The organism is Bradyrhizobium sp. USDA 4532, assembly GCF_024171315.1.
GTDB classification, from domain to species: domain Bacteria; phylum Pseudomonadota; class Alphaproteobacteria; order Rhizobiales; family Xanthobacteraceae; genus Bradyrhizobium; species Bradyrhizobium australafricanum.
The window spans coordinates 6667666-6691229 of the sequence record NZ_JALJZN010000001.1 but is presented as its reverse complement, the minus strand read 5'-3'; the positions used below and the strand labels follow the sequence as shown (position 1 = coordinate 6691229).

General features: G+C 65.9%; 25 protein-coding genes. 14 read left to right on the top strand and 11 right to left on the bottom strand.

Features of this window, described 5'->3' with window-relative positions; genetic code table 11:
• The first annotated feature begins 131 nt into the window (after positions 1 to 131).
• Positions 132 to 1862, top strand: a complete 1731-nt coding sequence (locus J2R76_RS30775; protein WP_253625305.1) for an ATP-dependent Clp protease adaptor ClpS — start codon at positions 132 to 134, stop codon at positions 1860 to 1862.
• 7 nt (positions 1863 to 1869) lie between these two features.
• Here the strand turns inward: J2R76_RS30775 and J2R76_RS30770 are convergent, their stop codons facing one another.
• Entirely contained in the window at positions 1870 to 3960 is a 2091-nt protein-coding gene (locus J2R76_RS30770) for a tetratricopeptide repeat protein (RefSeq protein WP_076834960.1), read from the bottom strand.
• A 324-nt stretch (positions 3961 to 4284) separates the two neighbouring features.
• Here J2R76_RS30770 and J2R76_RS30765 point away from each other — a divergent pair, with 324 nt between their 5' ends.
• Together J2R76_RS30765 and J2R76_RS30760 are read left to right on the top strand one after the other, a co-directional pair.
• Positions 4285 to 4749, top strand: a complete 465-nt coding sequence (locus J2R76_RS30765) for an Rrf2 family transcriptional regulator (protein ID WP_076834942.1) — start codon at positions 4285 to 4287, stop codon at positions 4747 to 4749.
• Positions 4736 to 5554 carry a class I SAM-dependent methyltransferase gene (locus tag J2R76_RS30760; RefSeq protein ID WP_057018929.1) on the top strand — a complete coding sequence of 273 codons (819 nt, stop codon included), beginning with the start codon at positions 4736 to 4738 and terminating at the stop codon, positions 5552 to 5554. The genes J2R76_RS30765 and J2R76_RS30760 overlap by 14 nt, the downstream gene beginning before the upstream one ends.
• A 40-nt stretch (positions 5555 to 5594) precedes the next feature.
• On the opposite strand, the gene J2R76_RS30755 is transcribed toward J2R76_RS30760, so the two are convergent.
• The 9 genes from J2R76_RS30755 to J2R76_RS30715 all read right to left on the bottom strand — a co-directional run bounded on the left by J2R76_RS30755 (position 5595) and on the right by J2R76_RS30715 (position 11912).
• Positions 5595 to 5762, bottom strand: a complete 168-nt coding sequence (locus J2R76_RS30755) for a hypothetical protein (protein WP_168857300.1) — start codon at positions 5760 to 5762, stop codon at positions 5595 to 5597.
• 48 nt (positions 5763 to 5810) lie between these two features.
• Positions 5811 to 6230, bottom strand: a complete 420-nt coding sequence (gene mscL, locus J2R76_RS30750; RefSeq protein WP_076834941.1) for a large conductance mechanosensitive channel protein MscL — start codon at positions 6228 to 6230, stop codon at positions 5811 to 5813.
• Positions 6231 to 6308: 78 nt separating this feature from the next.
• Positions 6309 to 6593 carry a hypothetical protein gene (locus J2R76_RS30745; protein WP_141340903.1) on the bottom strand — a complete coding sequence of 95 codons (285 nt, stop codon included), beginning with the start codon at positions 6591 to 6593 and terminating at the stop codon, positions 6309 to 6311.
• Positions 6594 to 6670: 77 nt separating this feature from the next.
• Positions 6671 to 7075 (bottom strand): DUF3597 domain-containing protein, encoded by a 405-nt coding sequence (locus J2R76_RS30740; protein WP_076834939.1) that lies wholly within the window; start codon positions 7073 to 7075, stop codon positions 6671 to 6673.
• Positions 7076 to 7356: 281 nt separating this feature from the next.
• Positions 7357 to 7857: a GTP-binding protein gene (locus J2R76_RS30735; RefSeq protein WP_076834938.1), complete on the bottom strand. Its 501-nt coding sequence runs from the start codon at positions 7855 to 7857 to the stop codon at positions 7357 to 7359.
• Positions 7857 to 9608: an OmpA family protein gene (locus J2R76_RS30730; RefSeq protein WP_057018934.1), complete on the bottom strand. Its 1752-nt coding sequence runs from the start codon at positions 9606 to 9608 to the stop codon at positions 7857 to 7859. Before J2R76_RS30730 ends, J2R76_RS30735 begins: the two co-directional genes overlap by 1 nt.
• 1 nt (position 9609) lies before the next feature.
• Entirely contained in the window at positions 9610 to 9996 is a 387-nt protein-coding gene (locus tag J2R76_RS30725; RefSeq protein WP_229161741.1) for a hypothetical protein, read from the bottom strand.
• A 139-nt stretch (positions 9997 to 10135) separates the two neighbouring features.
• Positions 10136 to 10792, bottom strand: a complete 657-nt coding sequence (locus J2R76_RS30720; protein WP_028335911.1) for a response regulator transcription factor — start codon at positions 10790 to 10792, stop codon at positions 10136 to 10138.
• A gap of 49 nt (positions 10793 to 10841) precedes the next feature.
• Positions 10842 to 11912 carry a histidine kinase gene (locus J2R76_RS30715; RefSeq protein WP_076834937.1) on the bottom strand — a complete coding sequence of 357 codons (1071 nt, stop codon included), beginning with the start codon at positions 11910 to 11912 and terminating at the stop codon, positions 10842 to 10844.
• A gap of 248 nt (positions 11913 to 12160) precedes the next feature.
• Here J2R76_RS30715 and J2R76_RS30710 point away from each other — a divergent pair, with 248 nt between their 5' ends.
• The 5 genes from J2R76_RS30710 (at position 12161) to J2R76_RS30690 (ending at position 15379) form a co-directional block, all read left to right on the top strand.
• Entirely contained in the window at positions 12161 to 12475 is a 315-nt protein-coding gene (locus tag J2R76_RS30710; RefSeq protein ID WP_244559031.1) for a hypothetical protein, read from the top strand.
• A 220-nt stretch (positions 12476 to 12695) separates the two neighbouring features.
• Positions 12696 to 13148, top strand: coding sequence for a MarR family winged helix-turn-helix transcriptional regulator (locus J2R76_RS30705; RefSeq protein WP_076834935.1), 453 nt, complete (start codon positions 12696 to 12698; stop codon positions 13146 to 13148).
• Positions 13149 to 13189: 41 nt separating this feature from the next.
• Positions 13190 to 13804 (top strand): isochorismatase family protein, encoded by a 615-nt coding sequence (locus J2R76_RS30700; RefSeq protein ID WP_076834934.1) that lies wholly within the window; start codon positions 13190 to 13192, stop codon positions 13802 to 13804.
• Complete coding sequence (locus tag J2R76_RS30695; RefSeq protein WP_016848133.1) at positions 13791 to 14120, top strand: hypothetical protein; 330 nt, start codon at positions 13791 to 13793, stop codon at positions 14118 to 14120. Before J2R76_RS30700 ends, J2R76_RS30695 begins: the two co-directional genes overlap by 14 nt.
• Positions 14117 to 15379, top strand: a complete 1263-nt coding sequence (locus tag J2R76_RS30690) for an MFS transporter (protein WP_076834933.1) — start codon at positions 14117 to 14119, stop codon at positions 15377 to 15379. The genes J2R76_RS30695 and J2R76_RS30690 overlap by 4 nt, the downstream gene beginning before the upstream one ends.
• 68 nt (positions 15380 to 15447) lie before the next feature.
• Here J2R76_RS30690 and J2R76_RS30685 read toward each other — a convergent pair whose 3' ends face one another.
• On the bottom strand, positions 15448 to 15624 hold the full coding sequence (locus tag J2R76_RS30685) for an MJ0042-type zinc finger domain-containing protein (protein WP_307720421.1): 177 nt from the start codon (positions 15622 to 15624) through the stop codon (positions 15448 to 15450).
• 391 nt (positions 15625 to 16015) lie between these two features.
• Here J2R76_RS30685 and J2R76_RS30680 point away from each other — a divergent pair, with 391 nt between their 5' ends.
• The 6 genes from J2R76_RS30680 (at position 16016) to J2R76_RS30655 (ending at position 23561) form a co-directional block, all read left to right on the top strand.
• Positions 16016 to 16723, top strand: a complete 708-nt coding sequence (locus J2R76_RS30680; protein ID WP_076834932.1) for a TetR/AcrR family transcriptional regulator — start codon at positions 16016 to 16018, stop codon at positions 16721 to 16723.
• A 20-nt stretch (positions 16724 to 16743) separates the two neighbouring features.
• A complete protein-coding gene (locus J2R76_RS30675) occupies positions 16744 to 17715 on the top strand; it encodes an ABC transporter permease (protein ID WP_076834931.1) in 972 nt (323 codons plus the stop codon).
• Positions 17716 to 17757: 42 nt separating this feature from the next.
• The gene (locus J2R76_RS30670) at positions 17758 to 18774 is read left to right on the top strand and encodes a sugar ABC transporter substrate-binding protein (RefSeq protein ID WP_028340412.1); all 1017 of its coding nucleotides are present in this window, start codon (positions 17758 to 17760) and stop codon (positions 18772 to 18774) included.
• Positions 18775 to 18850: 76 nt separating this feature from the next.
• A complete protein-coding gene (locus J2R76_RS30665; protein ID WP_076834930.1) occupies positions 18851 to 20974 on the top strand; it encodes an SMP-30/gluconolactonase/LRE family protein in 2124 nt (707 codons plus the stop codon).
• Positions 20971 to 22068, top strand: a complete 1098-nt coding sequence (locus tag J2R76_RS30660; protein ID WP_076834929.1) for a hypothetical protein — start codon at positions 20971 to 20973, stop codon at positions 22066 to 22068. The genes J2R76_RS30665 and J2R76_RS30660 overlap by 4 nt, the downstream gene beginning before the upstream one ends.
• Positions 22065 to 23561, top strand: coding sequence for a sugar ABC transporter ATP-binding protein (locus J2R76_RS30655; RefSeq protein ID WP_076834928.1), 1497 nt, complete (start codon positions 22065 to 22067; stop codon positions 23559 to 23561). Before J2R76_RS30660 ends, J2R76_RS30655 begins: the two co-directional genes overlap by 4 nt.
• Positions 23562 to 23564 lie beyond the last annotated feature (3 nt).

Sequence of the window (23564 nt, the reverse complement as noted above, 5' to 3'; positions counted from 1 at the left end):
TTCCAGTGCGCGTTCCCGGCCGGCTCACTACACGTCAGGGGTGAGACCGCAGAATCTTTCGCTTGACGCGCAGGAGCCGCCGTGATGTTCTTACTTTGTTCTTTTGTTCCCAATTGCGTTTCGGGGGTTTCATGCACGACGTTTTTGCCGAGAACGGTCCGGTCAGGCTCTTCATCCATGATGACGACGAGACACCGATAGAATTCATGCGCAACCTGCTGCGCACGGTATTCGGCAAGTCCCGGAAAGAGGCTGTTGCCGTCACCGCGCGAATCGAGGCCCAGAACGGATTCGCATGCGGCCCCTATCCCGCGACGGTGGCCAAGGCACTGCTGGAGTCCGCCCAACAGCTGATCCGCAACAACGGGCATCCATTGCTGATCACCGCATCGGCCGCCGACGCGGACCGGCCGTGCGATCTCTGTGGCGCGCTGGAGCCCGTCACCGACGTGTTTCTCATCCGCCGGACAGTCTGCCTGTGCGGCAACTGCCTGATCGCCGCGCGGGCAAGCTCGGAAAATCTACCGAGCGAGGAGTTCAGATATGCCTTCATGGCGCTCGATTGGCATTTTGCCGGGACGCCGCGCAATCAGATCATGACCCGGTCGCGACAATTTCCCGGTCACATGCGAGCGGACGTTCAGATCGCGATCGACAGGTTGTTCGATGTGCCGATCCATTTCTTCGGCATTCATGAGCAGCACCGCTATGAGACCCTCGCGATTGCCTCGCTGATGGAGAACAGCCGCAACGCGCCGCCGATCGCGCCGCCGCAGTATCACGACGTCGACGTTGGCGAGCCTGAGTCGGTGAAATGCCTGACCAATGGCTTGTGGCTATGCCAAACCGGAGAGCTGCGCTACGCGGTGCTGCTCAGCTACCATCGTGATTATCAGACCGAGCCGGGCTTGCGGATCGAGCTCGCGGTGCCCGCAGGCGTCGCCGGAAACGCCTTGGTGCAGCGGACCTTTGCCGAGCTGGAAGCGGCCGTGCACGCGGCACGATCCTATCGCGGCAAGATCCTGTCGCTCGAGGATGCCGCCGACTATCGCGGCCGCGCCCGCGGCGTGACCGTGCATCGCCTGCCGACGGTCGCGCGCGATGACGTGATCCTGCCGGACCGGACGCTGCGGCTGCTCGACCGCAACGTGCTCGACTTCGTCGAAAGCCGCGATCTGTTGCGCAAGCTCGGGCAGTCGACCCGCAAGGGCATCCTGCTCTACGGCCCGCCCGGCACCGGCAAGACCCACACCATTCGCTATCTCGCCACCAACCTGCCGGATCACACCACGCTGATCATCACCGCCGAGCAGGTCGGCCTGCTCGGCGCCTATATGAGCCTCGCGCGGCTGCTGCAGCCGACCATGGTCGTGATCGAGGATGTCGACCTGATCGCGCGCGACCGCGAGGACATGGGCGGACCGTGCGAGGAATCGCTGCTCAACAAGCTGCTCAACGAGATGGACGGCCTGAAGGAGGACTGCGACATCCTGTTCGTGCTGACCACCAACCGGCCCGAGGAGCTGGAAGGCGCGCTGGCCGGCCGGCCCGGCCGCATCGACCAGGCCATCGAGGTGCCGGTGCCCGACGAGACCGGGCGCGGCAAGCTGATCCGACTGTACGGCAAGGGCCTGCCGCTCGAACCGCCCGTGGTTGACGCAGCGGTGCAGCGCACCGCCGGGGTCAGCGCCGCATTCATCAAGGAGCTGATGCGCCGCATCGCTCAGGCCAGCATCGCCCGCGGGGGAGGCCAGGATGTCACTGCTGACGACATCGGCGCAGCGCTGAACGAGATGCTGTTCGACGGCGGCCGGCTCAACGTGAAGCTGCTCGGCGGCGCGCAGGGGATGAGTGCGGGGTGATGGCCGGTCAACGCACTAAACGTGCCGGCAACAGCAACTCGCGCTCGCCGCCGGCGAGCCGCGCGAGTTCGTCCGACACGCGCGCCAGCGCGCGATCCCAGGCCTGCGGTCTGTCCTGGCGGAACAGCCGCATGGTCGGATACCAGGGCGTGTCGGCGCGATCGCGCAGCCAGCGCCAGTCGAGCGCATAGGGACACAGCATCCAGACCGGGCGGCCGAGCGCGCCGGCGAGATGCGCCACCGAGGTGTCGACGGCGATGACGAGATCGAGCGCGCAGACGGCCGCCGCGGTGTCGGCGAAATCGCCGAGCGTCGGCGCGAGGTCGATGATGTCGGCGCCAAGGCCCCGCAGCACCGGAGCATCGTCCGGCCGCGGCTCCTTCTGCAGGCTGTACAGCTGCACGCCCGATGTGACCAGCCGCGGCAGCACGGCGTCCGCCGGCAGCGAGCGCTGGCGGTCACCCTTGTGCCTGGGATTGCCGGCCCAGACCACGCCGACCTTCAGCGCGGTCACGCCGGCGAGCGCCTCGCGCCAGCGCGCGAGCTTGACGACATCCGCCCGCAGATAGGATATCGCTGCAGGAATGGTCTCGACGGTGGTGCGGAAGATCCGCGGCAGGCTCAGCAGCGGCAGTTGCAGATCGAACGGCGGCAGCGGCTCGCCGCGCGCGAACACCGCGACATCGGGCAGCATCGGCCGCAGCAGCGCGACCAGCCCCGGCTGCACCTGCAGAATGATCCGACCGCCCCTGCCCTCCAGCATCGGCACATAGCGGACGAAATTGATGGCGTCGCCGAGTCCATATTCGGCAAACAGCAGCAGCGTGCGTCCAGCGAGCGGCTCGCCCTGCCATTCCGGCTCTTCGAACACGGGATCGCCGTCGCTGAGCATCCTGGTCTTGCGGCGCCACTGATACTCCTCAAAGCCCTCCTCGAACTCGCCGTTCATCAGGAGGAAATGCGCGTGATTGTAGTGCGCGAGCGGCTGCTCGGGATCGAGTGCAATCGCCCGGCGCGAGGCCATCAGCGCCGCATCGATCTCGCCGGCATTGCGCAGCGCGACCGCGAGGTTGGCGTGACCCTTGGCATAGAGCGGCTCGAGCTCGATGGCGCGCCGATGCGCGGCGACCGCGGCCTCGACCAGGTTCTGCGCCTCGAAGATGATCCCGAGATTGGTGTGCGCGGCGGCGTAGTCCGGCTTCAGCGCCAGCGCGAGCTCGGCGCAGGCGATGGCGTCGTCGAGCTGTCCGAGCTCGAACAGGCAGGCGCCGAGATTGTTGAGGATGACGTGATCGGACGGGTCGCGGGCCGAGACCTGGCGATAGATGCGGACGGCCTCCGCGCGCTCGCCCGCTTCGTGCAGCACCATCGCCAGCAGGCGCTGCGGCGCGATGTTGTCGGGATCGAGTGCAATCGCGCGGCGGTAGTGCAGGATTGCGTCCTCCAGCAAGCCCTGGCGATAGAGCGCCGCGCCAAGGCCGCAATGCAGTCCGGCATTGTCGGGATCCGTGGCAAGTCCACGGCGATAGGCCGTGGCGGCCGCTTCGTGCCTTTTCTGATCGCTCAGCACATTGCCGAGGTTGAGCCAAACGCCGCGGTAGACCGGATCGCGCGCGATCACCTCGCGATAGGCCTGCTCCGCCTCGACCGGCCGCTGCTGCCCGGCCAGCGCGACGGCGAGGTTGAACCGCGCCCGCGTCAGGCCGCCATCGAGTGCGATCGCGCGGCGGAACGCGGTCTCGGCCTCATCGAAGCGCGACAGATCGCACAATGCGACGCCGAGCTTGATGTGCAGGCCGGCATCCTGCGGCCGCAGCGTCACGCCGCGCTCGAACGCCGCCACCGCGCCTTCGTGCTCGCCCTTCACGGCGAGCGCATCGCCGAGCGTGGCGAAGGCCGGTGCATGGTCCGGATCGAGGTTGAAGACCCGGTTCAGCAGCATAGCACCTTCCGCGACACGATCGGTCACGAAGGCGATGACGGCGGACAGATGCAGCGCCGGAACATGGTCGGGATCGGCGGTGAGGATGTCGCCGCACAGCGTGCCGGCCTCCGCCGCGCGGCCCGCGCCATAATGCGCCACCGCATCCCGCAACATCCGATCGACCGCCACGCTGCCCACGATACCGCCCCTGCCAACGACCCCGATGCGGATTAAACGGGCGACGCCGCGAAATCCGGCACGCGAATCTCGGTTGAACAATCAAAGCCCAGGTGCAGGTCCTTGATCTCTTCTCCTTCCCCTGAAAGGGGGAAGGTCGGGATGGGGGTCAGCCGCAGACGACGCTGCAAGTGGAGCGAGCTGATCCCCACCCGCTTTGCTCTGACGAGCAAAGCGACCTCCCCTTTTCAAGGGGAGGTAGGAGGGCCACAGACCACCGCCCCCTTGACGGCCGCCGCTTCATGTAACATATGAAGTTACATGATACGTGATAGCCGCCTGTCGAGCGTCCTGCATGGCCTGCTCCACATGATCGGGGCCGGCGAGCCGGTCACGTCGGAGCAACTTGCGCAGGCGATGGCCACCAACCCGGTGGTGGTACGCCGCGTGATGGCGGGGCTGCGCGAGCAGGGTCTGGTGCATTCGGAGAAGGGCCATGGCGGCGGCTGGACGCTGGCGCGCGATCCGGCCGACATCACGCTCGCGGACATCTATCGCGCGGTCGGCGCGCCCACGATCGTTGCGATGGGCCATCGCTCGGAAAATCCCGGCTGCCTGGTCGAACAGGCCGTCAACGACGCGCTCGGAGACACGTTTCGCGAGGTCGAAGCGCTGTTCCTGAAGCGGCTCGGCGCGGTGACGCTCGAAGCGCTCGCGAAGGATTTCAAGCGCCGGCTCGCCAAACACAAGCAAAATCTCGAGGACCAGATTCATGCAGTCAAGTGAGCAGGCGAAACCTCTGCCGTACAACGATCCCGCGCATTGGGACAAAATGGTCGCCGCCTATGAGGCGCAGTCGCAGCCGTTCACGACATTGTTCGCCGACGCCGCGGTCGCAACGCTTCCGATCGACCCGTCATCCAGGGTGATCGACGTCGCCACCGGCACGGGCGCCGCGGCGCTGGCCGCCGCCCGCACCGGAGCCGAGGTCACCGCGATCGATTTCTCCGCCGGCATGGTGGCACGTGTCCGCGCGCATGGTGTGGCGAATATCGAGGCGCGGCAGATGGACGGCCAGGCGCTCGATCTGCCGGATGCCGCCTTCGACGCGGCAGTGTCGGTGTTCGGCGTGATGCTGTTTCCGGACTGGCGCGCCGGCCTCTGCGAGATGGCACGGGTGACGCGACCGGGCGGATCGGCGGCGATTGCGGTCTGGAAGAGCGCCGATGGCGCCGCCGTGCATCTCCTGCTCTCGCAGATCATCCGGCGGCTCTATCCCGACAATGTCACGCCGATGCCGTGCACGGGCCTCGCCGAGCTCGCCGACCCCGGCCGCCTCGCCGCTGCGCTCATCGCCGCCGGCTTCTCCGATCCGGCGATTGCCGAGATCACCCACGACTTCAAGCTCAATGTCGCCAATCCCGCCGACGTCGACAAATTGTTCGAGTTCATGCCGCATTGGAGCGGGCTCGATGCAGACCAGAGCGCCGCAGTCGCGCGCGCCTTCCGCGCCGAGATTGAGCGCAGGCGGGTCGGCGACAGCTTCGCGATTCCGTCGACCGCGCTGATCGCGACGGCCCGGCGGGCTTGACCGAAACGGCCGCGATCCGGCCATGCGAGGTCACGGCCGCCTAGCGCTTGTCGTCGTCCGGTTTTTCTTCATCGCTCGGCGGCTGCAGGCCGGGACTGTTGGCCCAGCGGTCGAGTTCCTCGATCACCCGCCGATGGCTCGGCCGCAGCGGCTCTGCACCACCGGGCTCTTGCGATAATTTTCGGGGCAGCTTGACCTGATCTGGCATGGCTAGGCTCCAGAGCTGGGGCTGTACGCGCGATACGAGGCGCGATCGCTACGCGCGCGACTTGAGGAGATCGCGAATCTCGGTGAGCAGCTCCTGATCCTTGGTCGGCTTCGGCGGTTCGGCCGGCGCCGCGGGCGCTTCGCGCTTGAGCTGGTTCATGAGGCGGACCACGATGAACAGCACGAAGGCGACGATCAGGAAGTTGAGCGTGAGGGTCAGGAAGTTGCCCCAGGCCAGCACCGCGCCCTGCTTCTTGGCATCGGCCAGGTTGGTCGCCGTCACCGACTTCGACAGCGCGGTGAAATAGTTGGAGAAGTCGAGCCCGCCGCTGATCGCGCCGATGATCGGCATGATGACATCGGCCACCATCGACGAGACGATCGCGCCGAATGCCGCGCCGATGATCACGCCGACGGCGAGATCGACGACGTTGCCCTTCATGGCGAATTCCCTGAATTCCTTCAGCATCTGATCTCCTGTTTTCCAAATGAATGCGGTGGCACGCCCCGGCGACTGGATCGCCGGCCGCTCCAAGGGGGCGAAAGACTATTTGCGATCGGCCGGCTTCGCGGGCGCCGCGACTGGCTGCGCAGGCGCGGCCTGCTCCCATGGCGCCGGCAGGATGACCCGCGCCGGCGGCGGGTTCTGCGCGGCGCGCTGCACATTCGCATTTTCCGACCGCGGCTCGTCGCGGGCGTTATCCGCGCGGGCGGTGGCGACAAGGATGCCGAGCGTCAGCGCGACGGATCCGAGTGCCGCGCCGACCAATGCGACGGACCGCACCACACCAGCGCGCGGCCTGTTCAGGATGGCAGGATGAGATGAGGTCATCGCAACTGCTCCTCACGCAATAGACATCGTTCGGAACCGCTCGGGCGCGAGCGCCGCGCACGGCTCGAGGCGGGACGTCAGGTCTTGATGTCGTCCGGCAGCTTGCCGCCATTGGCGGCGAGCTTCGCCATCACCTGCTGATGCAGCCAGACATTCATGGTGGCGGTGTTGCTGGTGTCGCCGGTGTAGTGCAGCTCCTTCGCGAGCTCCTTGCGCGCCGCAAGGCTGCTGTCGAGGCCGAGCGCCTTCATCAGGTCGACGATCGAGCTGCGCCAGTCGAGCTTCTCGCCGGTGGCCGCGGCCGCCTTGTCGACGATCGCGGCGACGACGACGGATTGTGCCGCCGCCGTGCCGGGCGCAGCGGATGCAGCCGTCGACGTCGAAGGCGCTGCGCCGGGCGCGGCCGCCGTTGTGCTCTCAGCGGTTTTGGCCTGGGCGCCGTGGCCGAAGATTGCACCCATGATGCTTCCAAAAATGCTCATGATCTCTCGCTCCGTGCGCCCGAGACACCGTTCGTCCCGTGGCTGTTTCCGGTGACGGGGCGGACGATAGGCAGGCCATTGGCCGAGCGGAAGATGACCATCGTCACTATCGGAGTGTGGGACGGCGTGGTGCTGTCGGCGGAGAAAGCGTGCGGCTTTCTGCGGCCGCGCGAGAGCCTTTCATCGTACGCCCCACGTGCGATGAAGTCAGCCGTCCCGGCCCGATTCGCCAGCCCCGAGAAGTCGGGGCGGCTGACACAGACGTGTGCGCGTTGTCGCTACTAGAGCTGGCGGCGGCGGATGGTCTGGGCGAGTTCGACAAAGCTCTCGGCGATGCCGACGCCGGTCTTGGCGCTGACCGATTTGACGCTCGACTTCGCAAGCCCGGCAATCGCGCCCGCGCTGCCCGCGGCTTCCGGCAGATCGATCTTGTTCAGCAGCGCCCGGTAGGGCCGGCCGGGGAAGCGCTCCTCGAAGCCGCGGACCAGTTCCACCATGCGGGTCACCGTCTGCGGCCGCGTGACGTCGGACACGATGATGGCGGCGGACGCGCCGGTGACGTAGACGGTGTCGAAGATCTGCGTGCCGAAATCGCCGTCGGTGTCCCACAGCACGAGGCGCGTCGGATCGCTGCCACCCGCCGGCGCCACGTCGTGGCTCAGGATCTCGACGCCCAGCGTCGATTTGTACTGGCCCTCGAACCGGTTGTAGATCAGCCGATAGAGGATCGACGTCTTGCCGACCCCCATATCGCCGAGCAGCATGACTTTCGCGGTGAGCATCAGCGGGCCACTTCGCCTCGATAGACCGTCTCGAACGCCACGCGGCGATTACCGCCGACGGTGGAGTCGACCCGGTCGGTGATCGGCATCGTCGCCGCGCGCGAAACCAAAATCAGCCGCGACGAATCGACCCCGAGCGCGGTCAGCCTGCGCTGGACCTGCTCGGCCCGCTTGCGCGCCAGCGTCCGGTTGGTGCCTTCCGTGCCGCTCTGATCGGCATAGCCGACGATGCGCAGCCTGAGATCGTTGTTCGCCATTAGTCCGGCGAGTTCGCGCAGCTGCTGCTCGGCCTGGTCGTTGTCGAGGACTTCGTCTGAATTGTTCGCGAAGAAGATCGCGGTGGTGGCGATGAAGCGGTCGAGCCGCGCCGCCGGACCGTCGGCGACGGCTTGCAGCTTCGAATATTGCTCGGCCAATTTGGCATACTGCTCGCCGAGCCTGTCATATTGCTCGGTCAGGGCGACATATTTCTGGTCGCCCGACTTCGCCTGCGCACCGATCGCCTCGCGCATCTGGTCGAGGCTCGCCTGCAGGCGCGTCAGGCTCTGCTGCAGGCCCGCGATGCCGGCCTGCGATGCCGCGATTTGCTCGGGTGCGGACACCAGACCGATGTGGTTGACGATCTTGTACGGTGCCGCGGCCGCAGCGAGCGCATCGATCAACGGCGCGGTTTCCAGCTGGCTCGGCTCGATGCCTGAAACGGCCACGCTTCGGCTGCCGTGATCGAAGTCGAGCCGCAGCGGGAACGAGGCCAGCAACGGCTGCTTTGCGGCGAGCTGTTCCAGCGCCGCCTGGGTCCGCCGCTCCAACAGGCCGCGCGTCACCGATGTCGCGGCAAGCCAGAGCAGCAGCGCGGCCACGGCCGCGAGCAAGGCGAACAGGATCACCTTGCCGCGCCGGCTCGCGATCCGCCGTGGCGTATCGTCGGTCTCGATCGCGGCTGCCAGCGACGCCAGCATCGGCCCGTCGCAATCCGCGCCGCGGTCGATGCGCTCGATCGCATCGAAGAACAGCGAGTTGATCCTGGCATTGTCGGCTGGCCGCAACGGTCCCAGGCACTCCGCCGCCAGAATGAAGCGGGGCGAGGCGCGCAGCGCGAGCTGTCGTCCGCCGAAATCGAGCGTCTGCAGATTGCCTTCGCCGGCGAGCGCCTGCACCGAGAATTCCAGGATCGCCGCGACCATCGCGCTGAGCAGGTCGGCGCGTTCGTCGGCGGTCGCATCGCGCTTCCAGTCCGCGATCAGGCGGCCATTGCCGCGTTCGATGATCAGGAGCCGGTTGATCTGCGGCGGCTGATCGGCGAGCACGAATTCGCTGATCGGGCGTCCCGTCACCAGCGATTTGACGCGGCCGACCCACAATTGCGCCGAGGTCAACGCATTGATGCGCTGCTCGAGCGAGGCAACCAGCTCCCTGAACGAATTCGCCACCGCGGCGCTGACCAGCCGGCCGACGATCGGATAGAGCGCCTCGATCATCTGCTCGCGCGAGTTCTTGATCTCGCTGCGGATCGCCGAGACCACGACCGGCGCAATCGCGCTGGCGAGCTCGCGCGGCCGGTTGACCTCGGCGCGCTCCAGCGCCTCGACCAGGATGCCCGCGGTTGCCGTCTCCAGGCGGTCGGCGTTGCCGACATAGCGCTGCAGCGAGTCGAGGTCGGCCTCCAGCGACGTCAGGCGCGTCGCCTCGGGCTGAAACAGCAATGTCTTGAGCTGCTCGATCTCGCGGTTCTGGCCGGCAGCAGCTGCCATGCTATTTGCCCGTGCGGCCGGATCCCAATCCGCTGATGACCGAGCCGAGCTGGGTGATCGCCGCGCCGACATCCTTCAGCGAGTCGAGCCGCTTCTGCTCGGTATCCCGCTCGAGGTCGGAGAGCCGCGCCGAAAGCGCGGTGAGCTCGTTAGTGAAGTCCGCCTGCATCTGCTTGAGCGATGCCTGCATCTCCTCGCGCAGACCCGAGAGGTTGGTCTCGAGCGAACGTTGCGCGCCGCCGAACAGCAGGTCGCGAACCTGATCGATCGCCGCCATGCCATGCGCCGCCGGATCCACGCCGTTGCCGGCCGCCGCAGCGTCCGCCGGTCCGTCCGTACCTTTGGTCTGGCGCTCGATACCCTTCATGGTCATTTCCCGCTTACTCATAGCCGTGCAATCCGGACCTGCGGTGTCAAAAAGCAAATCCGAAACAAACCTATAGCCAATTTTGCGGGCGCGGCCCAGAGAAAGGCGAGCAATCTCAGCCGGATCAACCGCGTGGTTGTGCGATCACGGCCAATTATTTCTAGTAAGTTATTGCCTTTATTGCGAGTTCTGTACGGTTCTTGACCTGGCATTTCTCCAGAATCGTGCTGACATAGTTCTTCACGGTTCCTTCGGCCAAATGCAGCTGCTCGCCGATCTCGGTGTTGCTCTTGCCCTCGACGATCAGCGTAAGAATTTCATTCTCCCGCGCCGTCAGCCCATCGCGAACCGGCAGCTTCGCCGAGACGCGCGGGCCGCGCAGCCGCTTGAACTCATCGAGGATGCGCGCGGCGACGCCGGGCGAAAGCCCGGACTGGCCGTTGATGACCGCGCGGATGGTCGAGGCGATCTCCTCCATCCTGGCGTCCTTCAAGAGATAAGCCTTGGCGCCTGCGCTCACCGCCTCGAAGATCAGGTCGTTGGTCTCGAACGTCGTCAGCACCACGATATGGGTCTGCGGCAATTCGCGGAGAATCCGCTGGGTCGCGGCGATGCCGTCGACCCGCGGCATCTGCAGATCCATCAGGATGACATCCGGCCGATAGCGCCGCGCGAATTCGATGGCCTGCTCGCCGTCGGCCGCGCCGGGAAGGATCTCGAAATCGTCGTTCTGCTGGGCGAGCAGCGTGGCGATACCTTCCCTGATCAGCGTCTGATCCTCGGCGATCAGCACCCGTATCTTCTCAATTCTGCTCACGGGCTTTCCGTCATCCTCTCGAAAACGCGTTGCATGCGCGGCAACGAATTCAATCGGCCAGCACGCCGGCAGACGCCGCCGGCGGCACCGCCACGGGGAGCGAGATCCGGACCAGCGTTCCCTGCCCGGGCGCGCTCTCCACCGCGCAGCTGCCGCCGACAAGTTCAGCAAATTCGGCCATGCCAATCAATCCGAAATGTCCTGGCGTCGGGACCGCGAGATCGAAGCCGCGGCCGTCATCGCGGATCTCGACAATCAGCTTGCGGCCGACCGCGGCCGGTTCGTCGAAGGCGTGAAAGGAGACGCGGCGCGCCTGCGCATGCGTCTGAACATTGCGCAGTGCCTCGCTGAGGATGCGCTGAACCGTCAAGCCGCAATCGCGCAAGCCGGGGCGCGCCGCTTCGTCGATCTGGATCGACACCCTGACACCGCTGCGCGCGGCGAAGTCGCTGAGCAGCCCCTCGACGTCGGGATCAAGCTTCAGATCGTCGGGCGTGCGCAGGCGATCGATGGCTTCGCGGGCGCGGTTCAGGCCGCTCGCGGCCGCATCTTCAGCGGTCGCGAGGCTGTCCGCCACACGGGCGGGATCGGCCGACAAATAATGCCGGATCAGCCGGATCTGGGTCAGCAGCGCCACGATCGAGTGCACCAGCGTATCGTGCAGATCGCGGGCCAGCCGCAACCGCGTCCGCGCCAGCGAGGCAAAGCGCACCTCCGCGCTCGCCGCCTCGAGCTGCTGCTCCATCAGGCGCCGGGCGCGACGCTCGCTGCCGAGCAGCGTTTCGACCTGACGGCCGGCAAAATCCGGCATGGCGATGACGAAGTAATGCGACTGCGCGCCGTTCCACAGCACGACCGCCGTCATCGGTTGCGTGATGTCAGGCGACGCGCCACGCACACCGGCCAGCGCGATCATGTCCCGCTGGCCTCCGGCAAGCGCCGCCAACTCGGCTTCCATGCCGACCAGCAACACACACTCGCAGCAATCGACGCCGGTTGCCGGAAGCCACTCGACCAGCCGGCCGATCTTCCGCTGCATGCTTCGATCGGCGCCGATGACGGCGAGACCGATGACGTCGGCTTCTGCGGCCGCAAGCAAATCCGCGCTCAGATCGATCATGCGTTGCCCATCAGCTCAGCGAGCAGCCCACTCTGGCGTAAGCCGGCAGCGGTCGCAAACGAATATGACTTTCGTCACAACCGGTCCTGACCTTCGTCAGATGCCGCGGCTGCTCGAAATGCGGTTCTGTCTCACGAATGAGCAACAGCGCAAGCCATGATGTGCCACATGCCGGCGTCCATGGCGATGCCGGCCGGGCGCCGGGCCTCGCGAAAGGTCGCGCCAGTCGGCCGGAATGTGAGCTGACAATGAAGGGCGCACCACGGAAACCGTCGGGCATCGAGCTGCGCATGCTGGCGGAAGCAAGCAAGCCCGCGCGGCGCCGGCGCCTGAGCGCAACCCAGAAGATGGCATTGCAGGAAGCGCTCGCCGGCCGCCTGCAGCTCTATCCGCGCGGATATGCCGCGAGCAAGACGGGGCCGTTCCACTCCCGACGCGCCATTCTCGGACTGGTGCGCGCCGGCCTGATGAGCCTCAGCGCGACGGCGCGCTATGCGGCCGTGACCAGGCGCGCGCGCGAGATGTACGAGGCCGCGGCAAGCAGCGACCCTGCGCCCGAGTAAGCGCGCGCCATTACGCTGAGGCGCTCGAAGCCCTCACCGTCCAGCATTTCTCCGTTGAAGCTTGGCCGACGTCACATGTGCGCGGACGCTCTCGCGTGCCGCGCCGATTCCGGCCGCGAGCAGCGTCAGACCAGCCGGCTGGCTACAGCAGGACACGTATGCAGATAAACTGCGAAGATAATCTTTACAGTTTACCTTCATATATGCTATCCGATCCGGCATGAGCAATGGACCGGCCCGCCCCGGCTCGGCGCGCACATCCGCGCTGGCCGAAGATCTTCGCCTGTTGATTGGAAGGCTGAAGCGGCGGCTTCGCGAGCAGGGTCAACGCGAGGACCTCCCGCCTTCCCAGGTCGCGGTGCTGCTTCGCCTCGAAAAGGATGGCCCCGCGACCGTGTCCAGCCTCGCGCGATCGGAGGGTATGCGTCCGCAATCGATGAGCTCGGCGATATCGGCGCTCGAGGCTGCGGGCCTGGTCCGCGGCGCGCCGGATCCGGACGACGGCCGGCAGACCATCATGTCGCTCACCGATAGCTGCCGCGAGCGGCTTCGCACCGGCCGCGCCGCACGGCAGGACTGGCTGTCGCGCACCATCGCCGCGCGGCTGTCGGCGCGGGAGCAGGACGAACTCGCCGCCGCCGTCGGCTTGCTGAAGCGGCTGGTCGAGGATTGAGGCCGGCTGCGCTGCGACAGCTTGCGAGAAAGGTAACGACTATGGCCCTGACCACGCTCGATCCGATCACCGCATTGATCGTCATCGATCTGCAAAGCGGCCTCATGGGCTGGCCCTTCGCCCATCCGATCGGCGACATCGTGGCTCGCGCCGCCGCGCTTGGCGCTGCGTTCCGGCGGCACGGTCTGCCGGTCGCGCTGGTCAATGTCGACGGCAGCTCGCCGGGACGAACCGAGCAGGCGCCGCGCCATGGAAATCCAATTGGAAATCCCATTGGAAATCCATTTGGCGGCCCGCTTCCCGACGGATGGACCGATCTCATTCCGGAGCTCGACCGACAGCCCGGCGACATCGTTGTGACCAAGCGAACGCGAGGCGCATTTGCCAGCACCGACCTCGAAAGCCTGCTGAGAGCGCGTGGCGTCACGCAAGTCGTGATCGCCGGCGTCGCCACCGCGGGCGGCGTCGAATCGACGGCGAGACAGGCCTATGAGGCGGGCTTCAACGTCACGCTCGCAATCGACGCCATGACCGATGCGCGGTCGCACGCACATGAATACAGCATCGAGCACGTGTTCCCGCGGCTTGGCGAAACCGGCTCGACGCAGGCGATCATCGATCTCGTTGAAAGGACCAACGCGCATGAACTGGCTTGATCTCGTCGCCTATTTCTTCGGCGGCGCCTTTCTCACCAATGCGATCCCCCACGTCGTCGCCGGCATGATGGGCGAAGCGTTCCAGAGCCCGTTCGCCAAACCGCCCGGCGAAGGCCTGTCCTCATCGACCGTCAACATCGTGTGGGGCTTCTTCAACCTCGCGGTCGGATATCTCCTGGTCTGCCGCGTCGGCGACTTCGGCTTGCGAACCACCAGCGACGTCGCAGCGCTCGGTCTCGGCGGTCTTCTGATCGGCCTGTTCCTGGCGCGGCGGTTCGGGCGGTTTCACGGCGGGAATGAACCTCAGAGAACATGAGACGCGTCTTTCGATCGCTCGCGAGCTTCAACTACCGGGTCTGGGCGGCCGGCGCGCTGGTATCCAACGTCGGCACCTGGATGCAGCGCGCGGCGCAGGACTGGCTGGTTCTCACCCAGCTGACAAATCACAGCGCGTCCGCCGTCGGCATCGTGATGGCGCTGCAATTCGGGCCACAACTATTATTGATGCCGTGGACCGGCTTTGCCGCCGATCACTTCAACCAGCGCAAACTGCTGATGGCGACCCAGGCGACGATGGGCGCGCTCGCACTCATCCTCGGCATTCTCACCGTCACCGGGCTGGTGCAGCTCTGGCACGTCTACACCTTCGCGTTCCTGTTCGGCTGCGCGGCGGCGCTCGATGCCCCGGTGCGACAGACCTTCGTCGCCGAACTGGTCAGCGATACCAATCTGTCGAATGCGATCGCGCTGAACTCGACCTCGTTCAACGCCGCGCGCATGATCGGCCCCGCCGTCGCCGGCCTGATTATCGCCTCCGTCGGCACCGGCTGGGCATTCCTGTTCAACGGCGCATCGTTCCTGGCGGTGCTGACCTCGCTGACCCTGCTGCGCACCTCCGAGCTGCGCCCGAACGCGCGCGCCCATCGCACCAAGGGCAGCGTGATGCAGGGCTTCCACTATGTCTGGTCGCGGCCCGATCTCAGGGCGACGCTGATCATGCTGTTTCTGATCGGGACCTTCGGACTGAACTTTCCGATCTTCATTTCCACCATGGCGGTTGGCGTTTTCCACACCGATGCGCGCGGCTTCGGCCTGCTGTCGTCGATAATGGCGCTCGGAACGATGTCGGGCGCGCTGCTGGCAGCGAGCCGCGAGGAGCCGCGCTTCGGCTCGCTGATGCTGGGTGCCGCGATCTTCGGGCTGGGCTGCACGCTCGCCGCATTGGCGCCGAGCTATTGGCTGTTTGCCGCGGCGCTGGTCGTGATCGGCGTCGCCGCGCTGACCGTCACCAGCACCTCGAACGCGCTGATGCAGCTCTCGACCGAGCCGGCGATGCGCGGACGGGTGATGGCGCTGCGGCTCGGCGTTGCGCTCGGCGGCACGCCGATCGGCGCGCCGATCGTCGGCTGGGTCGCCGATCACCTCGGCCCGCGCTGGGCCCTCGGCGTCGGCGCCGCCGCCGGCTTTGCCGCAGCGATCGTGGCGATCGGCATGCTGTCCCGATCGGGCGGCGAAGCCGAGCGCCGCAGCCAGGAGGCGCGAAGGAGCGAGGTCAACCTGCCGCAGCAGCGTTGAGCGTGGCGCCACCGACCGGCGCTGCTACCCTGTTTCGGACGCGTGTCCTTTCACCCGAACTGAAAACGCTAGTAGGCGTAGGACGTCTTGCCCGGCCGCACGGTCAGCCGAAAGGCGACATCGGTCGAACCATCCATCAGCTCGATGATGTGGTCGCACACCAGACAGCGAAACTCACCCGCGACGCCGCCCTTCGACGTCAATTCGATCCGGCGATAGCCGGCCTGGCAATGGGGGCACGTCACGTCAGATTTTCGCATCGAATCAGCAAGCCGTTGCGCTCTTGAGCTTCCCACACGCCCATCATCGGAATGTGACGCCCGTCTAACCGGCGTGCTGGTCGACCAGACTACCTGGAATTTGTGCTGTGCTTTCAGCGCGAAAAGTTCCCGACGATGGCCAGAACGACGACGCGCCCAGGCCGGCAACACGGCCGCGGACCCAAAAAACGAGCGAGCGCTCTCTCAGAAAATTTCATCATCCCCCTTTTCCGGGCGCCGTTTCGTGGGCTAGGAATTAGACAAGGGCGTAAAGCCCGGCTCGGACCAGCAACAAAATGAAATGGTCCCGGAGCATAGCCAGGGAGGCAACGTGGGTCTCGCGCGTCAGCGACCGGGGACGGCGAATGCGTTCGCGATGGACGTGCTTTGCGCGCGCATCCTCGAACGTCATCGGGATTCCATCCGGGTCCAGAAAACCCATCTCGCCGTTCCGAATCTCACGCGCATCATCGGCGCCACGCTCACGCTTTCCAACAAGCACGGCTTTCACGCCACCACGCTGCGCCAGCTCGCGGAGGCCTCGGGCCTCAGCATGGGCGGCCTTTATACGTATTTCGACAGCAAGCCGACGCTGCTGTCGATGATCCTCGGCGAGGTCGCCGAGACGGTGGCGGAGGTCCTCAACTCGCCGCCCGCGGACGTGAAGCAGGATGCGCGCAAGCATCTGCACTGGATCATCGCGACCCATGTCCGGATGAGCGAGGCGATGCAGCCCTGGTTCGTGTTCTGCTTCATGGAAGCGAAGTCGTTTCCGCCGGCGGAGCGCCAGCGCGCCATCGAGATGGAGGTGATGACCGAGAAGATCATCGCCGGCGTCCTCAAGCAGGGCGTCGCCAGCGGCGTCTTCACGATCGACCAGGTCACGCTGACGGCATCGCTGATCAAGCCGCTGCTGCAGGACTGGTACGTCAAGCGCGCCAAGTACCGCAGACGTGGCACCTCGATCGAGGCCTACATCAACACCGTCGGCGCATTCGTCGACGCTGCGGTCGCAGCCAGGACGCGGCCCGGCCGCGTCGCGACCGGCTCCCGCACCAGATCCAGGCAGACGGCGCACCTATAGACGCAAGGAAGGGCGAGGCAATGAAGCGCTTGCGGTTCAATCAACAGGAGATCGTCTTCGCCGTCTTTGCCGTGCTGTTCCTGGCGTTCTCGATCTTCCTGCGCGGCTTCCTGACGCCGGAGAACATGCTGACGCTGCTGCAGAACGTCGCGGTGCTCGGCATCCTCGGGCTTGCGATGGCGATCGTCGTGATCGGGCGCGGCATCGACATCTCCCTGATCGCAGCGCTCGCGGTGCCGCCGGGGCTTGTGCTGCAGATGGTGCAGAACGGCCACTCGCTGCCGACCGCGCTGGTGACGGCCGTGCTGCTCACGATCGCGTTCGGCCTGGTCAATGGCTGGCTGATCGCCTATGCCGAGGTCCCTTCGCTGTTTGCGACGCTGGCGACCGGCCTGCTGCTCGCCGGCCTTGGGCAGGCCGCGCTGTTTCAGCTCGACGTCGTGCAGTGGAGCGACGGCATGAAGGGCTTCGAGCGGCTCGGACAAGGCACCATCCTCGGCATTCCGACCTCGATCGTGATGTTCGCGATCGCCTGCGTCGTGGTCGCGTTCCTGCTGCGCCAGACGCGCTGGGGCGCCTATATCTACGCGATCGGCGATAATCCCTACGCCGCCCGCGTCACCGGCATCCCCTCGCGCCCGATCATCGTGCTGCAATACGTCGTCGCGGCGCTGATCGGCTGCTTCGCGGGCCTCGTGATGGCGGCATCGGTCAACTCGATGCCGACCCGCATCTTCAATTCGACCCTGATCTACGACGTCATCCTCGTCGTCGTGCTCGGCGGCATCGGCCTGTCGGGCGGCCGCGGCGGCGTGCTCAACGTCGTCATCGGCACGCTGCTGATCGGCACCATGCTGAACGGCATGACCATCATGGACATTTCCTACGCCGGACAAAATCTCGTCAAGGGTGTCGTCCTGCTGCTCGCCGTCATCACGGATTCATTCCTGAATCCGCGCAACGAAGAAACGGCACAGCAGGGCGACATCTGAACCAAGCCACAAGAACATTCAATCACGACCAAGGAGGAAGCAATGAAATACGCTGTCAGGACTGCAAAGGTGATCGCCGCGGCGCTTGGGCTTGCCGCCATCGCCGCCCCGGCTCTGGCCCAGCAGGGCCTGGACGAGCCGTTCCAGAAGCCGTTCAGGGAAGCCCTCGCCGGCAAGACGGTGGCCTACGTTCCGGTCGCCATGAACTTCGACCTCACCGAAGGCTGGTACGCCGGCATGAAGAAGGAGCTCGAGCCCTTCGGCGTGAAGTTCGAGATCCGCGATCCCAACTGGAACACCAATGCCGGCGCGCAGGCAGTGACCTCGCTGATCTCGGAGAAGCCCGCCGTGATGGTGATCCACAATCCGGACGTGCAGACCTACGCCAAGTTGCTGCAGCGCGCCGAGAACGAAGGCATCTACGTCATCCAGATCAACATGGGATCGGCCTATCGCTCGTCGGCCTTTGTCGGCGCCAACTGGATCGAGATCGGCGAGCGCGACACCGAAGCCGTGGTGAAGGCCTGCCAGGGCAAGTCGAACAAGATCGCAATCGTGCAGGGCGCGCTCTCGGCGGCCGCCAGCGCCTACACGCTCAAGGGCGTCGAGAACGTGCTCGCCAAGCATCCGGAGATCAAGGTGGTCTCGAGCCAGGCGGCCGACTGGGATGCCGCGAAGGCCAAGGCGATCACCCAGACGGTGCTGAAGCAGAATCCTGATCTTTGCGGCATCGTCGGCTTCTGGGACGGCATGGACATCGGCACCGCCGCTGCGGTGAAGGAAGCCGGCCTGACCGGCAAGGTGTTCGTCGCGACCTCTGGCGGCGGCGAGCGCAAGGGCGCCTGCGAGCTGGTGAAGTCCGGCGCGTTCGATCTCAACATGAGCTACGACGTGCCCACCCAGGCCGCGCAGATGGCCGGCACGATCAAATGGCTGCTGTCGTCGGGCGCCAAGGCCGGCTCGATCAAGGGGTCGGAATACACGACGCTGATTCCGATCACCAAAGAGAACGCGGACAGCCAGACCGCGTGCTGGAATCTCAGTGACCTGAAAAAATAGTCGAACCATTCCCGCTCGACGTCCCGGGCGATCTCACCCGGGACGTCGATTTTCCCAAATCGAACGCCTTGCTGGAATGCCGATGCGCGACACCCTGACGAGCCTGCGTTACCGCTACTGGCCGGATCATCTCCTCGGCGAGATCCTGTCCAAGCGTTGGACCGAGACCGCAATACCGGTGATCCTGCTTTTGATCGTCGGCTTCGCGCTCAGCCGTTCCATCGATCACTTCCTGTCGCCGTCGAGCCTTGCCGACACCGCGCGGCAGGCCGGCGAAATCGGCTTTATCGGCCTCGGCATGGCGCTGGTCGTCATCGTCGGCGGCATCGATCTGTCGGTCGGCTCGATCTTCGCGCTGACGGATTTCTGCGCGCTCTATCTGCTCGACGTGCTGAACTGGCCGGTGCCCGCGGTGGTCGTCGCCACCCTCGTCTGCGGTGCACTGCTCGGCGCCGTCAATGGCGTCCTGATCGGCTACTTAAGGCTGCGCGCCTTCATCACCACGCTGATCACCCTGATCATCTACCGCTCGGCGTTCGATCTGCTGATCCAACGCTACTCCAATTCGATCGCCGCGGCCTTCCCCGACATCCCGTCCTGGAATTTCATCGGCGGCGGCGACGTGTTCGGCATTCCGAGCGTCGCAATCGTCTACATCGCGATCGCCATCTTCGGCCATATCTTCATGACCCGGCTGCGTCCCGGCTGGCACATCACCGCGATCGGCGGCTCGCGCCGTTCCGCCTACAATTCCGGCATTCCGGTCCGCCGCACCATCGCGCTCTGCTATGTCGCAAGCGGCGTGCTGACCAGCATCGCAGCGCTGTTCTTCGCGGCCCGGCTCGGCACCGTCGGCGGCGACATCGGCGTCGGCCTCGAGGTGATCGTGCTGACCGCGACCGTGCTCGGCGGCATCACGCTCGGCGGCGGCAAGGGCTCGGTCGCCAAATCGCTGGTCGGCGTGCTGATCGTGCTCCTGATCACCAACGGCCTGACCACGCTCAATGCACGGGGCGGTATCAACCGCATGGCGCTGGCGGGCATCCTGCTGGTCGCCGCGATGGTCGACATCCGCTGGCAGAAGAACCGCACCCGCATCATCAGCAAGGTCTATGTCGCGCCGACCTATCATGCGCTGCCGCCGCCTCCGGCCACCGAGATCGGCCAGGGTGGCCCGTTCGAGCAGAACGACAAGCTGCGCGACGTCGAATTGATCGGCCTCGGCCGCATCGAGGCGCCGGAGGACGTGATCCTCGATCGCAACAACAATCTCTACGCCGGCTCGCGCCATGGCGACATCATCCGCTTCCATGCGCCCGATTATCAGCGGATGGAGGTGTTCGCCCATATCGGCGGTCAGCCGCTCGGCATGGCGTTCGACCGGCAGGACAATCTCTATGTCTGTATCGGCGGCATGGGCCTTTACCGCATCACGCCCGACGGCACCGTGGAAAAGGCGACCGACGAAACCAACCGCAGCATGCATTCGGTGAACGACGACAGCCGCCTGCGGCTGGCCGACGACCTCGACATCACCGATGACGGCCTGATCTTCTTCTCGGAAGCCACCGTGCGCTACGAGATGGACGAATGGCCGATCGACGGCCTCGAGGCGCGCGGCAACGGCCGCATCATCTGCTACGACACCAAGACCGGCGCCACGCATACGGCACTGCGCGGCCTCAAATTCCCCAACGGCATCTGCGTCGCCAGCGACGGCCAGTCGATCCTGTTCGCCGAGACCTTCGGCTGCTCGATCAAGCGGCTGTGGTTCGCGGGGCCGAAGAAGGGTCAGGTCGAGGTGGTGATGGACAATCTGCCGGGCTATCCCGACAACATCAATCTCGCCTCCGACGGCAATTACTGGCTGGCGCTGGTCGGCATGCGCAGCCCCTCGCTCGACCTCGCCTGGAAGATGCCGGGCTTCCGCCGCCGCATGGCCAAGCGCGTCCCGGTCGACGAATGGCTGTTCCCGAACATCAACACCGGCTGCGTGGTCAAGTTCAACGAGCAGGGCAAGATCCTCGAATCGTTCTGGGACCTGCACGGCGAGAACCATCCGATGATCACCTCGATGCGTGAGCATCGCGGTTATCTCTATCTCGGCGGCATCATGAACAACCGGATCGGCCGCTACAAGCTGGAGAACGCCGACCCGAACTTCGTGCAGTATGACAAGCGCTGGGGGAAGCTGTCGTGATCGCGGCCGTCAGGGAATTCTCCAACCGCTTTCTCGGCCGTGGCGAGGCCACCATCACCGTGCCGTCGTTCGACGGCGCACTCAAACCGAACCAGAAACTGGAATCTGCGACCACCTTGCTGGAATGCGAGGCGCCCGAGGATCTCGCAACCGATGGCCGCAACCTCTATGTCGCCGACGGCCGGCGTCTGCTGCGCCTCGACGGCGGCGGAGCGGCCGAGCTGCGCAGCTTCGAGCAGCCGATTTCGGCGCTCTGCGCGCTCACCGGCGGCGGCATCGCGGTCGCGCTCGGCGGCCGCGAGGTGCGGCTCTACGCCGACCCCTCGTCGGGCGAGCCGAGCGTGACGTTCAACGACGCCGCCTTCAACGCGATCAACGCGCTGACGCAGGCCGGCGATGGCACCCTGATCGCAACCGACGGCTCGGCGACCTGCGGCATCGATGATTGGGCGCGCGACCTGATGGAGCTGAACCGAAGCGGCCGCGTGTTCCGGCTCGACCCCAGGACCAGATCGGTGCAGCTGCTGGCGTCGAAGCTCGGCTACGCCTTCGGCGCCTGCGCGCGGGGCAACGGCGTGCTCGTCAGCGAGAGCTGGCGGCATCGCCTCGTCCTCGTCTCGAACGGAAGGCCGCCGCAGGTCGTGCTCGGTCACCTGCCCGTCTATCCGTCGCGGCTGTCGAAGGCCGCGGGCGGCGGCTATTGGCTCACCGCATTCACCGCACGCACCCAGCTGATCGAGTTCGTGCTGCGCGAGCCGGCCTACCGGCGCCGCATGATGGCCGAGATCGACCCAGCCTATTGGGTGGCGCCGCGGCTGCGCTCGGGGTTCTCGTTCAAGGAGCCGATGCAGGGCGCGCACATCAAGACGATGGGCGTCATCAAGCCGTGGGCGCCGCCGCGCTCCTATGGCCTCGTCATCCGGCTGAGCGAGGACGGCAAGCCAAAGTATTCGCTGCACAGCCGGGTCGACGGCGTCAATCACGGCGTCGTCGCGGCGCTGGAGCTGGGCGGCGATCTTGTGCTGATCGCCAAGGGACCGGGCCGCGTGCTGAAACTGCCCCTCGCCGGGCTCGCCGAGGAGACAGGCTCATGAGCGACACCGTGTTGTCCCTGCGCAAGGCCACCAAGCTTTACGCGGGCGTGCCCGCCATCGAGGGCGTCGACTTCGATCTGCGCCGCGGTGAGATTCACGCGCTGGTCGGCGAGAATGGCGCCGGCAAGTCGACGCTGACCAAGGTGATGGCCGGCGTCGTGACCTTGACGTCCGGCGGCATGAGTGTCGATGGCGCGGAGGTCGCGCCGCGGACGCCGCTGGAGGCGCGCAATCTCGGCATCGCCATGGTGTTCCAGGAGAACAGCCTGGTGCCGACCATGACGGTCGCGCAAAACCTGTTCCTCGGGCAGGAGAAATTCTACAACCGGCTGCGCGGCATCTACATCGCCGCCCAGCAGTTCCTGCAATCGCTGAATTTCGACGTGACGCCGACCGCCACCGTGAGCGGGCTCGGCGCCGCCAAGAAGCAGATGGTGGAGATCGCGCGCGCGGTTCTGCACAAGGCCAAGGTCATCATCTTCGACGAGCCGACCGCGTCGCTGACGCCGGAAGAGAAGAAATATTTCTTCGACCTGGTCCGTGACCTCAAGAAGCGCGGCGTCTCGATCATCTTCATCTCGCACGCGCTGGAAGAGGCGCTGCTGCTCGCCGACCGCATCACCGTGCTGCGCGACGGCAAGCACGTCATCACCGACGACGCCGCGAAGTTCGACCGGGCGGCGATCGTGCAGGCGATGGTCGGCCGCGACCTCTCCAACACGCTGTATGGCGCGCGGAAGACCAGCGTCCGGCCGGCCGGTGCGCGCGTGCTCGCGGTGCAGAACCTCAAGATGGCGCCGATGGTGAAGAACAATTCGCTGTCGGTGTTCGCCGGGCAGATCACCGGCGTGTTCGGCCTGGTCGGCGCGGGCCGCACCGAGACCTTCAAGATCGTCTCCGGCGTGTTGAAGCGCGACTTCTTCCACGGCGGCGAAATCATGCTGCACGACAAGCCGGTGCGCTACCGGGTTCCGGCGCCGGCGGTCAAGGCCGGCATCGCCTATGTGACCGAGGATCGCAAGGTCGAGGGCTTCTTCGAAACCGCCTCGATCGCCCGCAACATCTATCTCGGCCTGCTTTCGAAGTTTCCCGGGGGCCGCATGATGTTGTCGCTACGCGAGGCCAATTCGGTCGGCAAGACCTGGACTCAGCGCCTCAAGGTTCGCGCCATCGGCGACGAGGCCAAGGTGGTCGAGCTGTCAGGCGGCAACCAGCAGAAGGTGGTGATCGCCAAATCGCTGGTGCAGGAGCCCGAGCTGATCATCTTCGACGAACCGACCCGCGGCGTCGACGTCGGCGCCATCGTCGAGATCCACGAGCTGATCAACCAGCTCGCCGACGAAGGCAAGGCGGTGGTGGTGATCTCGTCCTATCTGCCCGAGATCATGGCGCTGTCCGACCGCATCCTGGTCTCGCGTCAGGGCAAGGTGGTCGAGGAATTCTCCGCGCTCGAAGCCACCGAGGAGAAGATCATGTACGCGGCGATTCATTGATCG

Bases quoted from the DNA above. Each gene is read 5' to 3' on its own strand.
- J2R76_RS30740 (WP_076834939.1), bottom strand. From the start codon at position 7,075: ATGAGCATTTTTGGAAGCATCATGGGTGCAATCTTCGGCCACGGCGCC.
- J2R76_RS30705 (WP_076834935.1), top strand. From the start codon at position 12,696: ATGAGCAATGGACCGGCCCGCCCCGGCTCGGCGCGCACATCCGCGCTG.
- J2R76_RS30765 (WP_076834942.1), top strand. From the start codon at position 4,285: ATGATACGTGATAGCCGCCTGTCGAGCGTCCTGCATGGCCTGCTCCAC.
- J2R76_RS30735 (WP_076834938.1), bottom strand. From the start codon at position 7,857: ATGCTCACCGCGAAAGTCATGCTGCTCGGCGATATGGGGGTCGGCAAG.
- J2R76_RS30755 (WP_168857300.1), bottom strand. From the start codon at position 5,762: ATGCCAGATCAGGTCAAGCTGCCCCGAAAATTATCGCAAGAGCCCGGT.
- J2R76_RS30695 (WP_016848133.1), top strand. From the start codon at position 13,791: ATGAACTGGCTTGATCTCGTCGCCTATTTCTTCGGCGGCGCCTTTCTC.
- J2R76_RS30690 (WP_076834933.1), top strand. From the start codon at position 14,117: ATGAGACGCGTCTTTCGATCGCTCGCGAGCTTCAACTACCGGGTCTGG.
- J2R76_RS30745 (WP_141340903.1), bottom strand. From the start codon at position 6,593: ATGACCTCATCTCATCCTGCCATCCTGAACAGGCCGCGCGCTGGTGTG.
- J2R76_RS30710 (WP_244559031.1), top strand. From the start codon at position 12,161: ATGAAGGGCGCACCACGGAAACCGTCGGGCATCGAGCTGCGCATGCTG.
- J2R76_RS30760 (WP_057018929.1), top strand. From the start codon at position 4,736: ATGCAGTCAAGTGAGCAGGCGAAACCTCTGCCGTACAACGATCCCGCG.
- J2R76_RS30770 (WP_076834960.1), bottom strand. From the start codon at position 3,960: ATGTTGCGGGATGCGGTGGCGCATTATGGCGCGGGCCGCGCGGCGGAG.
- J2R76_RS30700 (WP_076834934.1), top strand. From the start codon at position 13,190: ATGGCCCTGACCACGCTCGATCCGATCACCGCATTGATCGTCATCGAT.
- mscL (WP_076834941.1), bottom strand. From the start codon at position 6,230: ATGCTGAAGGAATTCAGGGAATTCGCCATGAAGGGCAACGTCGTCGAT.
- J2R76_RS30665 (WP_076834930.1), top strand. From the start codon at position 18,851: ATGCCGATGCGCGACACCCTGACGAGCCTGCGTTACCGCTACTGGCCG.
- J2R76_RS30775 (WP_253625305.1), top strand. From the start codon at position 132: ATGCACGACGTTTTTGCCGAGAACGGTCCGGTCAGGCTCTTCATCCAT.
- J2R76_RS30680 (WP_076834932.1), top strand. From the start codon at position 16,016: ATGGACGTGCTTTGCGCGCGCATCCTCGAACGTCATCGGGATTCCATC.
- J2R76_RS30655 (WP_076834928.1), top strand. From the start codon at position 22,065: ATGAGCGACACCGTGTTGTCCCTGCGCAAGGCCACCAAGCTTTACGCG.
- J2R76_RS30725 (WP_229161741.1), bottom strand. From the start codon at position 9,996: ATGAGTAAGCGGGAAATGACCATGAAGGGTATCGAGCGCCAGACCAAA.
- J2R76_RS30670 (WP_028340412.1), top strand. From the start codon at position 17,758: ATGAAATACGCTGTCAGGACTGCAAAGGTGATCGCCGCGGCGCTTGGG.
- J2R76_RS30715 (WP_076834937.1), bottom strand. From the start codon at position 11,912: ATGATCGATCTGAGCGCGGATTTGCTTGCGGCCGCAGAAGCCGACGTC.
- J2R76_RS30675 (WP_076834931.1), top strand. From the start codon at position 16,744: ATGAAGCGCTTGCGGTTCAATCAACAGGAGATCGTCTTCGCCGTCTTT.
- J2R76_RS30730 (WP_057018934.1), bottom strand. From the start codon at position 9,608: ATGGCAGCTGCTGCCGGCCAGAACCGCGAGATCGAGCAGCTCAAGACA.